The sequence below is a fragment of the Demequina sediminis genome (assembly GCF_039545075.1).
Taxonomy (GTDB): Bacteria; Actinomycetota; Actinomycetes; order Actinomycetales; family Demequinaceae; genus Demequina; species Demequina sediminis.
This window is the reverse complement of the sequence record NZ_BAABRR010000002.1, coordinates 256,755-270,223: the sequence shown is the minus strand read 5'-3', so window position 1 is coordinate 270,223 and position 13,469 is coordinate 256,755. Positions and strand designations below refer to the sequence as shown.

The 13,469-nt window shown below is 67.0% G+C and carries 16 protein-coding genes; all 16 read left to right on the top strand.

Features of this window, described 5'->3' with window-relative positions; translation table 11 throughout:
* On the top strand, positions 1-700 hold a 700-nt coding region (locus ABEA62_RS03305; RefSeq protein ID WP_345378547.1), incomplete at its 5' end, for an ISL3 family transposase.
* Positions 701-758: 58 nt separating this feature from the next.
* A complete protein-coding gene (locus ABEA62_RS03300) occupies positions 759-1,148 on the top strand; it encodes a hypothetical protein (protein WP_286214141.1) in 390 nt (129 codons plus the stop codon).
* A gap of 87 nt (positions 1,149-1,235) precedes the next feature.
* A protein-coding gene (locus tag ABEA62_RS03295; RefSeq protein ID WP_412926097.1) for an IS5 family transposase occupies positions 1,236-2,091 on the top strand; the annotation gives its coding sequence in 2 pieces (ribosomal slippage) (positions 1,236-1,553 and positions 1,555-2,091; 855 coding nt in all).
* 218 nt (positions 2,092-2,309) lie between these two features.
* The gene (locus tag ABEA62_RS03290; RefSeq protein WP_345378543.1) at positions 2,310-2,777 is read left to right on the top strand and encodes a hypothetical protein; all 468 of its coding nucleotides are present in this window, start codon (positions 2,310-2,312) and stop codon (positions 2,775-2,777) included.
* A gap of 127 nt (positions 2,778-2,904) precedes the next feature.
* Entirely contained in the window at positions 2,905-3,117 is a 213-nt protein-coding gene (locus tag ABEA62_RS03285) for a hypothetical protein (protein WP_286214138.1), read from the top strand.
* A 211-nt stretch (positions 3,118-3,328) separates the two neighbouring features.
* A complete protein-coding gene (locus ABEA62_RS03280; RefSeq protein WP_286214137.1) occupies positions 3,329-4,210 on the top strand; it encodes a hypothetical protein in 882 nt (293 codons plus the stop codon).
* A gap of 223 nt (positions 4,211-4,433) precedes the next feature.
* Positions 4,434-4,928, top strand: coding sequence for a hypothetical protein (locus tag ABEA62_RS03275; RefSeq protein ID WP_286214136.1), 495 nt, complete (start codon positions 4,434-4,436; stop codon positions 4,926-4,928).
* A gap of 35 nt (positions 4,929-4,963) precedes the next feature.
* Complete coding sequence (locus tag ABEA62_RS03270) at positions 4,964-5,215, top strand: PqqD family peptide modification chaperone (protein WP_286214135.1); 252 nt, start codon at positions 4,964-4,966, stop codon at positions 5,213-5,215.
* 187 nt (positions 5,216-5,402) lie between these two features.
* A complete protein-coding gene (locus ABEA62_RS03265) occupies positions 5,403-5,861 on the top strand; it encodes a GtrA family protein (protein ID WP_345378539.1) in 459 nt (152 codons plus the stop codon).
* On the top strand, positions 5,858-7,009 hold the full coding sequence (locus tag ABEA62_RS03260) for an FAD-dependent oxidoreductase (RefSeq protein WP_286214134.1): 1,152 nt from the start codon (positions 5,858-5,860) through the stop codon (positions 7,007-7,009). Before ABEA62_RS03265 ends, ABEA62_RS03260 begins: the two co-directional genes overlap by 4 nt.
* Before the next feature lie 38 nt (positions 7,010-7,047).
* Positions 7,048-8,004, top strand: coding sequence for a glycosyltransferase (locus ABEA62_RS03255; RefSeq protein WP_286214133.1), 957 nt, complete (start codon positions 7,048-7,050; stop codon positions 8,002-8,004).
* On the top strand, positions 7,994-8,812 hold the full coding sequence (locus ABEA62_RS03250) for a glycosyltransferase family 2 protein (RefSeq protein ID WP_286214132.1): 819 nt from the start codon (positions 7,994-7,996) through the stop codon (positions 8,810-8,812). Before ABEA62_RS03255 ends, ABEA62_RS03250 begins: the two co-directional genes overlap by 11 nt.
* Positions 8,809-9,579 (top strand): NAD-dependent epimerase/dehydratase family protein, encoded by a 771-nt coding sequence (locus tag ABEA62_RS03245; RefSeq protein ID WP_286214131.1) that lies wholly within the window; start codon positions 8,809-8,811, stop codon positions 9,577-9,579. The genes ABEA62_RS03250 and ABEA62_RS03245 overlap by 4 nt, the downstream gene beginning before the upstream one ends.
* Complete coding sequence (locus tag ABEA62_RS03240; RefSeq protein WP_345378534.1) at positions 9,576-10,427, top strand: sugar phosphate isomerase/epimerase family protein; 852 nt, start codon at positions 9,576-9,578, stop codon at positions 10,425-10,427. The genes ABEA62_RS03245 and ABEA62_RS03240 overlap by 4 nt, the downstream gene beginning before the upstream one ends.
* Positions 10,424-11,974, top strand: a complete 1,551-nt coding sequence (locus tag ABEA62_RS03235; protein ID WP_345378531.1) for a hypothetical protein — start codon at positions 10,424-10,426, stop codon at positions 11,972-11,974. Before ABEA62_RS03240 ends, ABEA62_RS03235 begins: the two co-directional genes overlap by 4 nt.
* Positions 11,975-12,167: 193 nt before the next feature.
* Positions 12,168-13,289 carry a hypothetical protein gene (locus tag ABEA62_RS03230; protein WP_286214127.1) on the top strand — a complete coding sequence of 374 codons (1,122 nt, stop codon included), beginning with the start codon at positions 12,168-12,170 and terminating at the stop codon, positions 13,287-13,289.
* Positions 13,290-13,469 lie beyond the last annotated feature (180 nt).

Sequence of the window (13,469 nt, the reverse complement as noted above, 5' to 3'; positions counted from 1 at the left end):
CCCTGGCAGGTCCAAGGCCGTGTTCAAAACATGGCTATCGGAACGGTCCAAGGCTTGGGCCGACGGAATCGAAACGATCGCGATGGACGGCTTCGCGGGCTTCAAGACCGCCGCAGCCGAAGAGTTGCCTGCCGCGACGGCCGTGATGGACCCGTTCCATGTCGTGCGTCTCGCCGGCGACGCCCTCGACCAGTGCCGACGCCGCATCCAACAGGCCATCCATGGACATCGCGGTCACGCGGGCGACCCGCTCTACATGTCCCGCCGGGTCCTGCACACAGGGCTCGAGTTCCTCACCGAACGCCAGTGGGATCGGCTCGACGCCCTCTTCGACGCCGACGACCACGCTGAGGTCGAGGTCACCTGGGGCGTCTACCAGCGCCTCATCACCAACTACCGCAACCCCGACCGGGCTGCTGCGCGCGCCGACTTCACGGCGCTGATCGAGTCGCTACGCACCGGCGTCCCTGCCGCACTGGTCGAGCTGCGACAACTCGGCCGCACCCTGAACAACCGCAAGTCCGACGTCCTCGCGTACTTCGACCGCCCCGGCACATCCAACGGACCGACGGAGGCGATCAATGGACGCCTCGAGCACCTGCGCGGCTCGGCCCTGGGCTTTCGGAATCTCACCCACTACATCGCCCGCTCACTCCTCGAGGCCGGCGGCTTCAGACCACTCCTACAGCCTCATCTGTGAAGAGCCCGTTTCGCGCCGACGAATCATCCAGGGTGCGGCGTGGGCGACGCCGGCGATCGTGCTCGCGACGGCGGTGCCGGCGCGTGCCACCAGCGACAATCTGGTCCACGTCGGTGCGTCGACCGATCCCGGCACGCTGACGCTTGACGTGACAGCGCCGCGCGCCGCCTCCGCGTACACCGTCACCGCGACGATCACCTACGAGTTGGGCCACTTCTCGTCTGCGGGCTCCTACAGCGGGGCGGCGTGGACCTTCGGCAACCCCGGAACCGTCGTGGCGCAGTTCACAGTGCCCGCCGGGTCGGGCGACGCCGTGTTCTCCGCGGAGTGGACGCCTGTATTCAAGTCGGCTCCTGACTCGGTTGTCCAGACGGTGACGTTCACTTCGGCTGGTCCGGCGGTGTTGAGCCCGAACCAGATCGTGGTCACGCTGACCGCGGCCTCCTAGGCCGTGTTGATCAAGAGGTTTCGTTCCTCGGTGGGCAAGTCTTGAACGGTGACGCGACAGGAGATCTCTGACGAGGTGTGGGCCGTGATGGAGCCGTTGATGCCGACGGCGACCGGGAGGTCGCGGCCGTGGACAGATCACCGACTCACTGTTGAGGGGATGGCGTGGAAGTACCGGACCGGGGCGCCGTGGCGGGACGTGCCGGATCGGTTCGGGAAGTGGAACTCGATCTACAAGCGGTTCAACCGGTGGGCCGAGGACGGCACCTGGGAGCGACTGCTCGCCGAGGTGCAGAAGCAGGCTGACGCTGCCGGGAAGATCGACTGGGTCGTCTCGATCGACTCCACGATCGCGCGTGTGCATCAGCACGGCGCGACCCTCGCCCGGGACACAGGGGGCTCTGCCGAATCACAAGAATCCGTGGTTCGAGCCGCCTGATCACGGGATCGGCCGCTCCCGGGGCGGGCTCACGACCAAGCTGCACCTGGTCTGCGACGGTCGCGGCCGGCCGCTGGGGATGATGATCACCGGCGGGAACATCAACGACACCACGATGATGACCGCCGTGCTCGAGGACATCCGCGTGCCCCGCGACGGGAAGGGCCGGCCCCGCACCCGCCCCGACCGTGTACTCGCCGATAAGGGCTACCCATCGAAGGCGAACCGGGCATGGCTGCGCGAGCGAGGGATCGCGGCGACCATCCCGGAGCGCGACGATCAGATCGCGCACCGCCGCAAGAAGCCGGGCCGGCCGATCGACTTCGGCGACCAGCAGCAGGAGCGATACAAGGGCCGCAACGTCGTCGAGCGCTGCTTCAACAGGCTCAAGCAGTGGCGTGGCATCGCGATGCGCTCCGACAAGCTCGTCCGCACCTACCGCGCCGCCGTCAGCCTCGCCGCCACGCTGATCTGGATCAAATCAGACTTGATCAACACGGCCTAGCCAGCCGGACCTCGCCCGCCCAGACGCTCGGCTCGCCCGGGCGTCTGGAAGGTAGCACCCCAGCAAGCGCTTCTTCAGATTCGCGCGCTGCATGCCGATACTCAGGTAGAGTTTCGTGCTCAGGATGTGGCGCTTGTCACATGCTTAGTTGATCTCTACCCTATGAGTGACCGAGTGGCAGCTGAGGGGCGGCCGCGGATCCCCGACCGAGGAGCGACATGACCGAGAAGACCACTGGCGTCTCCCGCCGACGCGTGATGCAGGGCGCAGCCTGGGCGACTCCGGCGATCATGCTCGCGGTCGCGAGCCCCGCGACAGCGAGTTCGACGGGCCTGACTGTCACGGGGGGGATCACCACGGGCCGTAGCAACGAAGTCAACTTGAACGCGAATGTTCCGCGCAACGTCACGTCGCTGTCACTGTCGCTTGTCTGGACCGTCACGTCGCCGGCGACGATCACGGGTGTGTCGATCAGCGGGTGGACGTATGTGAGCGGTGCTCTGGGCAACATGCAGTTCACGCGTTCTGTGACTGCGGGCACGGGAGCGACCGTAGATGTGCCGCTCGTCGCGGTATTCACCTACGCGAGCGGAACCGGCGCCTCGCCGATGGACGTGACGTTCCAGTTGACCTCGACGCCTTCGTACCCGAGCTGGAGCAACACGTTCAAGGTCAAGCGGCCATAGCGCTCCGAGGCGAGTTCCGCTTGACGGTTGTGACGCGCAGGTAAACTCTCGCGATCGCGCCTAGCGCATGTCCCATTTGTCACTTTAGAGTGCTGCCGTACCGGTGCGGGGCTCGGGGGGAGTTCACATGGGACGTCGACACGTGGGTCGCAAGAGGCATTCGCTCGACAAGCCGTGGATGATGCGTGATCACGCCGGTGCTCCTGGCTGGGCGATCGTGCTCACCGTTGTGGTGATCGCGCTGATCGCCGCGTACGCGTTCGTCGCCCCGGATACGGCGTCCCCGGCCTCGCTGGCTCCGACGCTCGGCGGGCTCGACCCGATCGCGTCCGGCGGCTGAACCGCCGCGCCCAGCCTCCGAACTTGCTGTGAGGTGCGTCTCGTTGCCGCACGTCCCAGGTATCACGCCGTGATGTTGGCGGGGTGTGGCGCTCGCTGAGGGGCGCCCCCGTCCTGCTGAGGTTGTGATGCCAGAGTCTGCACCCGCGACGTCGCGCCCGCGGTCCGTGTCGCGCCGGCGCGTCCTTCAGGGCGCCGTCTGGTAGGCCCCCGTGATCCTGATCGCCACGGCGGCTCCGGCCGCCGCCACCTCCGTGCGCGAGGCCGGCCAGCTCATCTTCGCGACGTCGGGCGCGACGTACGCGAACCAGACGGCGTCCAAGGTCAACGTCGGAGCGGTGCTCGGCTATCTCGACGACGGCGTCGCCCCCGACGGGTACCTCGTCGGCGACGTGACGCTCACGGTCGCGCTGCCCAAGTCGGTCGTCTCGACCAACGCCCCGAGCATCGTCGGCTCGGCGTGGACGCTCACCAGCGAGAGCAACACCTCGACCGACCGCGTGCTCGAGTTCACGTATCAGAGTGGATCCCTCGACGCGACCAGCTCGGTGACGGCCGCCCTCGAGTTCTCGGTCGACAAGAAGTCGAACGCCGGCCTGGGTGCCTTCACCGTCGCCTTCGCCGGCGACGGCACCTCGAACGGCGTGGCCGTTCCCCAGGTCACCACCACCCGCACCGCCGCCGTGCAGGGCGTGCTCGTCTGGAACAGCGCGTTCTCGTCGGGCCACAACGGCGGCGGCTACCGCGTCGGCTTCCGGTTTCGCCATGCCGGACCGTACAACCCCAATCCCGGCAGAGCGGTCTCGAGCATCGTCGCCATCGCATCGTTCCCCGCGACCGCTGCGGGCGCGCCGATGTCCGTGACCGGAGCCAACTGGACCTTCGAGGAGATCGGGGTCTCCGGCGGGGTGCGCAGCGTGCGCTTCCGCTACAGCGGGGCGGACCTGACGCCGAACGGGCAGACGTCCACCCTCAACGTCACGTTCCCCGAGGGCGCGAGCCCGACCGCGTCGCTCGCGGTCACGCTCAACGCCATGGCGAGCTCGGCGGGGTCCACGCTGACGCTGGCGCCCGTATCGCTCACGGTCCGCTGAGCCCGCGGCGTCGGGCCTCCCGGCGCGGTGTCCGCACTGTCCGAATCACCCCTGATGTTCCCCGGTGAGACGTTTCGCACTCGCGCTGTCGCACGGGCCGCATGACACGGTAATTTGCGTCTGTCAGGCACGACGACGGCCGCGGTGCCTGAGGGGGTACCCGGCCCGACTTACGGGAGAGGGCCCGGTGGACGCACATCTGACGCAGGGGCAGGCGCGCCGCATGGCGGCAGCCGCGCCGACCACCTTTGTCGACGCCACGCTCGCAGGCGGCGCCTCGCACGAGGCGCCGGTTGAGGCCGCGCCGATCGGCCAGCTGCACCTGTCCGACATCGCCGCGATGGAGGCCGCCGGCGACGGCGCCGCCGCACTGCTGCTGCGCGCGAGCGTGGTCTACGAATCCGCCGACGGCACCCCGATCCGTCGGGCCACCCTCACCGTCGACGCCCCCGGCGTGTGGTTCGACGCCGACCCCGCGTGGCACCTGCTCGACCGCGGCGCCGAGGAGGGCTGGAGCCTCGCCGTCGACGCCGCCCGCGGCCGCGCAACCTTCACCTACGTGGGCGCGCTCGGCCACTGCGGCAGCGCCGGGATCACCGCGCGGCTCGGCATCGAGCCGGGGACGCGGATCGCCGGGCGGGAGATCGTGCTCACGGCATCGGTGGACGATGCGGGCGCCGGGAACGCGGCGTCCGTGCGTCGCGTCACCGTCGCCTGACCGCTCGCGCACGCCCGATCGGGAAGGATGGGCGCATGAGCACGCCGTCCCCGTTGACCCGCCACGAGGGCCTCGCCGAGGTCACCTCCGAGACCCGCGCCACCGTGCTGAACCTCCCGCGGCTCGAGGAGCAGCAGGTGCCGTACATTTTCGAGGGCACCGCGTTCGAGATCTGGACGCGCATCGACGGCACGCGCACCGAGTCCGCCATCGTCGACGAGCTCGCCGAGGCCTACGAGGCGCGGGCCGAGGAGATCGCCCCCGAGGTGCACGCGTGCGTGCCATAGCCACTTGAGCGGCTCCGTTCGCGGTTGGAGCCTGGTTGTCGTTGGGCGCAACCGTGAAGTGTGGGCGAAACATCCAGGCGGTACACTTCCCGGGAAAAGCCCGAGCCGCGACGTCTGTGGCGCTGTCGGGACCGAGCGTCTCCGTGCCCGCGTCGTGCTCGGCAGGTTCGCAATCTGAGGGGGCTGCATGAGCGAGCGACGAAGTCCAGGCGCACCTGCCGTCGCCGATGCTGCCGCACCGAATGCCTCTGATCGGCCGAGGGCTGGGTCGCTCGTCCGCCAGATCATGGGCTACGGATGGACAGCTGCTGTCGGCCTCATCGTCGATTTCTGCACGTTGGCACTCCTTGCCGACGTGTTCTCTGTGCACTACCTCATGGCGAGCACGTCGGGTTTCTTGTCAGGCCTCGCAGTCGTCTTCGTCCTGAGCGAGCGGTTCGTGTTCCGGGACCCGCGCGTCGCTCATCCGTGGGTGCGTTTCTCGCTATTCGGCGTCATCGGCGCGATCGGACTCCTGCTGCTCAACGGTCAGATGTGGGTCTTTGTTGAGAAGCTTGGTTGGTACTACCTCGTCGCCAAGGCCGTCGCCACGGTGACCGTGTTCGCGTGGAACTTCCTCGCACGACGATGGATGTATCGCCGGTGACCGCACGCTCGGACGCGATCGTGATCGGTGCAGGTTTCTTCGGCCTGCGCATCGCGCTGTATCTGCGAGAGGAGCTGGGGCTGGCTCGGGTCACCGTCATCGAGGCCGAGTCCACGGCGATGGAGCGCGCCTCCTACGTCAACCAGGCGCGCGTCCACCACGGGTACCACTATCCGCGCAGCATCCTCACGGCCTACCGGTCGAGGGTGAGCTCGCGCGCCTGGTCCGACGAGCACTCGCCCGCGCTCTACACGTCCTTTCGCCACTTCTACGCCATCGCGTCGACCTTCTCCAAAGTCAATGCGCGTCAGTTCGAGACGTTCTGCGAGCGCATAGGCGCGCCGCTCTCCGAAGTGCGACCACCGCAGCAGGCGTGGTTCTCACCGGGACACATCGAGAAGGCTTGGGAGGTCGAGGAGTTCGCATTCGATGCGCGCGTCCTGCGCACGCTGATGCTCGACCGCGTCGCTCGGGCTGGCGGGGTGGAGATCCTTCATAACCGCAGGGTTGCGAGAATCGAGAGCTCCGGGTCGGTGGTCAGTATCACGACAGCGGACGGCGACGTCTATTGCGCTCCCCTCGCGATCAGCAGTGTCTACGCTTCCACCAACGAGCTCCACCGTTCCGCGGGGCTGCCGTTGATCCCTCTCCAACTCGAGATCACCGAGATGGCCCTGGTAAGGGTGCCCGACCAGCTGCGCAACGCTGCGATCACCGTCATGGATGGGCCCTTCTTCTCGCTCATGCCGTTCCCGGCGCGCGGGCTGCACACCCTCTCTCACGTCCGCTACACCCCTCACGCCCGCTGGTTCGACTCCGCGGAGGCGCCGGACCCCCGACCCATCGCGAGCCGGGTCGATCTGGCTGCACAGCCCTCCAACTTCCGCCCGATGATTGCCGACGCCCGCCGGTACGTTCCGAGTCTCGCCGATCTCGAATACGTCGATTCGGTCACTGAGGTCAAGGCGGTTCTCAGGTTGTCCGACGCCTCCGACAGCCGCCCGATTCTGGTTCGCAATGACGCGGGCATCGATGGCTACTACTATGTGCTGGGCGCAAAGATTGACAACGTGGACGATGTCCTCGAAGAGCTATCCCACGCCCTGGTCCAACACGGCAGAGGTGTGAAGACGGAGGTGCGCCAGTGATTCCCAGTGAGCCAGTCGTCGTGCGAGACGATGTGTTCGTGAGCGTGGTCGGAGTGTTCGATGCGACCACCTCGAACGCGATCGGGATCGTGAGCGATGTCCAGCGCACGCTGGCTGACCGCTACACGAACTTCGAGCTGGTAGTGGTGGACAACGGACTCGCCACCGCGCAGGTGGTGGCCCTGCGCGAGGAGTTGCGCACGCTGTCCTGTGTCCGCGTCATCCGACTCTCACGTCGCTTCGACTATGAGACCGCGCTCTTCAGCGGGCTGGACACCGCGATCGGTGACTTCATCGTGCTCTTCGATCCGTCTCTGGATCCGGTCGCGGAGATCCCTCTGGTCGTGGCGCGGGTGCAGTCGGCGGACATCGTGCAGGGCGTGAGCGTGGTTCCCCTCACTCGTGGCGCACGCGCCTGGGGCAAGGCGCTGTTCTACTGGTACAACAGCAAGATCCTCGGCATCCGTATCCCTGCTCAATCGACCTACCTGACCGGCTTCACGCGACGTGCCGCGAACACCCTGTTGAGCGCTCGACGCCGGCACCGCTATCTTCGGCACCTGATCCGCCACGTGGGCTTCGAAGTGGTCGAGTTCGACTACAGCCCGCAAACGCCGTCGGGCGAGAACACAAGTGCGGGCCGCAAGCGTCCCGGATCCGACTTCCGCGAAGCCGTGGAGATGATCACGAGTTACTCTCTCGCGCCCCTGCGGCTGGTCGCGACGACCGGAGTGATCGTCGCGCTCGCAAACCTCGGCTACGCGGGCTACGTGATCCTCACCTACTTGCTCGCTGATGGCGTCGAACGTGGGTGGGCGACCACCAACCTGCAGCTGGGGATCATGTTCTTCTTCACCTTCCTGTCGCTCGCGGTCGTCTCCGAGTACATCGGTCGGCTGTTGTCGGAGGCGCGGAACGAACCGGCGTACTACCTCATGGAGGAGATCGTGAGCGACCAGCTCATCGCTGACGAGACCAGGAGGAATGTTGCCTGAGAGCGCGCTGACCCGCGAGGTGCCCGCGTACCGGACAGACAAGCTGCGGCCCCGCAACCATCAATACGCGGTGTGCGTGTTCGTGATCAACGAAGGCGACAAGGTGCGGGCGCAGCTGCGCCGGATGCAGGACGTGGCGCCAGCGGCCGACGTCATCGTCGCCGACGGTGGGAGCACAGACGGGTCGCTCGACCTTTCGTACCTGGAATCGGTGGGCGTGACGGCGCTGCTGACCAAGCTCGGGCCCGGGAAACTCAGCGCGCAGATGCGCATGGCGTTCGACTTCTGCCTCGAGCAGGGGTATGCCGGTGTGGTCGTGATCGACGGGAACGGCAAGGACGGCGTCGAGGCGATCCCCACCTTCCTGGAACTGCTCGAGTCGGGCGTCGACCACGTCCAGGGGTCGCGCTTCATCCCGGGCGGCCGGGCCATCAACACGCCGCTGTCACGGCTCGTCGGGCTCAAGGTGCTGCACGCGCCGCTCATCTCGCTGGCCTCGGGCGTCCGTCAGACCGACACCACCAATGGGTTCCGGGCGTACAGCGCACGCCTCCTCGGCGACGCCGAGGTGGACACCTTCCGGGATGTATTCGTCACCTATGAACTGCACTATCACCTGGCGATCGAGGCCGGTCGCCTCCCGAGATTCGCGACCGCTGAGACGCCCGTGACCCGGACGTACCCGAAGGGCAAGGTCCCCACGAAGATCAGCCCGATCAGAGGCAACGCCCACGTCCTCGGTGTCCTGTTCCGGGCCGTCGCGGGACGGTATCGCTCGACCCGGTCACAGGAGGCGACGACAGCATGACAACAGCATTGATCGGCTATACGGGATTCGTCGGCAGCAACCTGCGGGCGGCTCGCGAGTACGACGAGCTCTACAACTCGGCGAACGTGGCAGAGATCGCCGGTCGCTCCTTCGAGACGGTCGTGTTCACTGCGGCCAAGGCGGAGAAGTGGCGGATCAACCAGAACCCGGACGACGACGTCGCGCACATCGAGCAGCTCAAGCGGACTCTCGAGTCGATCGATGCGGAACGTCTGGTGCTGGTCTCGACGATCGACGTGTACCGGGACCCCGTCGGGGTGACGGAGGAGACCGAACCGCCAACCGACGGTCTCCATCCCTACGGGCTCCACCGGCTCGGGCTCGAGGCTTTCGCGACGGGGCAGTTCCCGTCGGTCCACATCGTGCGCCTGCCGGGCCTGTTCGGGCCCGGGATCAAGAAGAATGTGATCTACGACCTGCTGCACGACAACAACGTGGAGCGCATCCATGCGGACGGGGTGTTTCAGTACTACGACCTGCGCTGGCTCGCCGAGGACCTCGACCGGATCATCGCGCACAATCTGCCGCTGGTGAACCTCGCGACGGAGCCCGTCTCGACCCGGGACGTAGCGCGTCACGCCTTCGGACGCGACTTCGACAACCGGCCCGACGGTATGCGGTCCGGCCTCTATGACATGCGCTCGGTGCACGCGCATGTGTGGAACGGACATGACGGCTACCTCTACGGCCGAGATGCAGTGCTTGACGGCCTCGCAGCCTTCGTGCGAAGCGAGCGCGCGGCATGACCGCACCGCGCTTGGCGATCTCCAACATCGCGTGGCCCGCGGAGGAGGAGGCAGAGGTTGCCCGTGCGCTCCAGGGCCTGGGGGTCGCCGCGGTCGAGATCGCGCCGACCAAGGTCTTCAAGGATCCGACCAATGTCTCTGACGTCGAGCTTGGCAGCTATGTGTCCTTTTGGAGTGATCATGGGATCGAGGTCGTGGCATTCCAGTCCATGCTCTTTGGGCGTGAGGACCTGACCCTGTTCCAGGACGCGTCGACGCGGCGTGCGGCCATCGATCACCTTGCGAGATTCGTCGAGCTTGCGGGCCGCATGGATGTCGGCGTCCTGGTGTTCGGCTCGCCTCGCAACAGGCAGGTGCCTGACGGCGCGACAGAGGCGAGCGTCTGGCCTCTTGCAGTCGAGGTGTTCTCCGAACTGGGCGCGATCGCGGCCGCAGCGGGCACGTGCCTATGCATCGAGCCCAATCCCCCGCAGTACGCCTGCAGCTTCGTCACGACCGCCGCCGCCGGTGCTCGCCTGGTCGAAGATGTCAACCACCCCGGCTTCGGGCTTCACCTTGACGCTGCCGGCATGACCTTGGCGGGAGACCACATCGGTGACGCGGTGCGCGAGCACGCCAGCTTGCTACGGCACTACCACGTGAGCGCACCTCAACTTGGGGAGATCGAGAATATGGTGGTCGACCATGCGGCGGGATTCTCCGCGCTCGGCGACGTCGGGTACCAGGGCGCCATCTCGATCGAGATGCGCCCCGGAAGTCCGGGTGAGGGCGCGGCGAGGGCCGCGGCGGCGATCGATCTGACCCGCTCGCTGCTCGCTGAGTCGCGCGGCGAGGGAGCGCTCCCGTGACCACCCCCGTACCTGTCACGCGCAGTCGTCAGCGATCACGAGATTCGCAGGATGTGCCGCGCTCGGGGGTCCGGCTCGTAGCCGAGATCGCGCTGGCTGCGGTGCTTGTCGGCGCGCTCGTCGCCTTCGGACAGGCGTGGTTGCGCGCGCCCGCGCTGGGCTATGCGCTCAACGACGATGCTCCGTCGCACGTCGCAGCCACGGTTCTCGCACTCAGCGAGCACGAGGTTGACGAAACCCGCCTGCTGCCCGTGTTCACGTTCGGAGACATCGCCGACCGGGGGATCGACAACCTCCCAGGTTCGAGCGTGGAATCGGACGCTGGGCTCCTCTTCTATACATCCTTCCCGCCGGGCGCTTTCGTCCTGGCTGCGGCGGTATCTGCCGTCGCCGAGCCTTCGTTGGCCGTCATCAGAGGTTTGGGGCTGACGCTCGCGGCAGCAACGACAGCTCTGCTCTTCCTGACCGCGCGTCGTCTCCTCGTGGGCCGACCCCGCGGCACGGCCTGGGCAATCGTCATCGCGGCGGCCTACCTCGTATCCCCCGTGGGTCTACAATCGGCCTTCTTCGGCTACTGGGGCCACTCGGTGGTGCAGGTCGCGTTGGCTGGAACCCTCCTCCTCCTCGCGACAGCTCCCGAGGCACGGTACGTGCCTGCGGTGCTCTTGACCGCCAGTTTCGCCGCAGCTTATAGCGAGTGGACCGGAATCCTGATCTTCGTGGTCATCGCGGTCGCGCTCTGGTTCCGTCCTGGGAGCGTGCGGCTGAATCGTGCCGCGGCGCTGAGCATTGGTGCGGGCGTCCTGACTGCGCTCGCGTTGACCGCTTACCAATGGAGTGGCCTCGTCCCGCTCTCAGAGATCGTGGCGCACATGACGCAGCGAGCTGATGCTCGAGGTCTCAACATCGTGCGTCTGGCGAAGGTTTTCTGGGCATGGGCGCTCGCGATGGTGCCGCTGGTTGCGATCACCCTGATGCTCCGCCCGCGAGTGCACCGCGTGATGACGATTCGCCTCCACCGGATCGACTGGTACGCCCGCTTGCTGTGCACAGTGCTCCTTGTGGGTGTGGCAGAGAACCTCGTGCTCGCGGGTCACGCCGGCACCTATGTCTACGACACGAACAAGGTCACGCTCGCGGTGGCGCTCCTTGCCGCCGTGGCTGTGCGAAGCTCTGGCGCGCCTAGGCTCCGGTGGGCTGCCGTCGTGCTGGTCGCGAGTCTGGTGGTATCGGTGGCGTACATCGATCTGACAGTTCGCAGCGCGCTCGAACATGCGTCGGCTCGGGTTGCAGTGTGGAGCGCGGCGAGGCAAATTGCGCAGCCCGGCGATCTGGTCGTATCGAGCGACTGCTCGGTTCGCGGAGCTCAACTGATCTATGTCCAACGTAATGTGGTTGAGTGCGCCGATAGCGAGCTTGTGGACGAGCTGACGCAGAGCGGCGTCGGGCTGGTCGACGTCAGCCGCGCCGGGGGAGATGACTATGCCATCCATCGATATGTTGACGGTCAGCTCGTCAGCGATTGGCTCGAGTCCGAACGCAACTAGACGTATGGGCGGCGCGGGCTCCGACTACCAGGGAGGATCGATGCTACCGATGAGCGGCCAAAGCGACGAGTTGACACAGCGAACCAGTGCGCCGACGGAACCCCGTTTCGCAGGTCCGCATCGTAGTGTTGCGAACACACGAGCGATCTGGTGGGTCCTTGGCGGCCTCCTCGCCGCCAACGCGCTGATCGCAGTGGCTCTGCCGGGCCGCCCCGATGAGGTGACCTGGTACCTGCCGGTTGTCGAGCACAGCGGCGCGGTGTGGCCCGCGCTCAACACAGAGGTGGTCGGTCAGGGCATCAGCCCCCTGTATTCGTGGTTGGTCGGAGGGATCGTCGCTACGGGCGCCCCCGCCCTGCTCGTGGGACGCCTCGTCTCCCTCGCCGCGGCGACGTGCGCGGCTGTCCTGGTCGGGCGCCGGCTCGGCGTGGTGGCTGTCCTTCCTCTCGCCGCGTACTCGCTCGCGCTGTTCAGCGCTCGGGTGCATCCGATCTGGCCCGCGGTGCTCGTCCTCGTCCTCGCATTCCTGACACGAAGGCGCTGGGGACAGGTCGTCTTGGTGGCGATCGCGGTCAACCTCCAGCCCTCGCTCGCGCCGCTGGCGCTGGGACTCGCCATCGTGGTGGTGGCCGAGTCGACACGGCGCCGACTCGTGGACTGGGCTGTGTGGCTCGGGGCATTCGGGCTAGCGGCTGGCGCGGGCATCGTCGCCACGTGGGCCGTCTACGGCGGCCAGTACACCGAGGAGTTCCTCGAGACATTCCCGGAGGCGCGCGATTTCGACGGCGTCACCGTCGCGTACGCACCGCTCGTCGCTCTCACTGCGGGAGTGCTGCTTCTCGTGGTCCTCCCGACGTTGCGCATGCCTCGTGGTTGGTCGAACTGGCTCGCGGTGGGTGCCGCAGGCGCTGCCATGGCGGTTGTCGCGGTGCTCGCGCCGATGCCAGTCGGGCCGCTCGGAAGGGTGCTGGGCGCCCTGGGCGGTCTTGGGTCGGTCGCCTACGGGGCGATGGTCGCGTTGGCGACAGGTCTGCTGGTCGCGGGGTTGCTCGGACTGTGGCGGGAGCAGGGACCAGCCGGGCAGGTTGCGGACCCATGGAGGGTCATCGCCTTGGTCGCGACGCTCGTCGCGGGCTTCACCGTGCTCTCGCAACTTCCCTGGCTGTACGAGCGGTACGCCACATTTGTGGTCGCTCCCGCTGTTGCGCTGCTGATGGGACCGGTCATGGCGGGTCGTTCGCGCGGACGACACGTTGCGATTGCCGGGGTGCTGGCACTCAGCGCGGTCGGCATGAGCCTGGTCGGATCGCTCTAGCTCTAGAACTGACGGACGTTGTTGACAGTTGGGTCTCGTGATTGGGAGGAAGACCTCATGTCATCAACAGAACGCGAGCTCGAGCGGCCCGGCCGTCGCGTCGTCGAGCTCCTCGCCGGGCGCGGGGACAACATCGCGGCCGAGCGGTACCGCTCACGGTAGGTGAGCAGGCAGGATGAA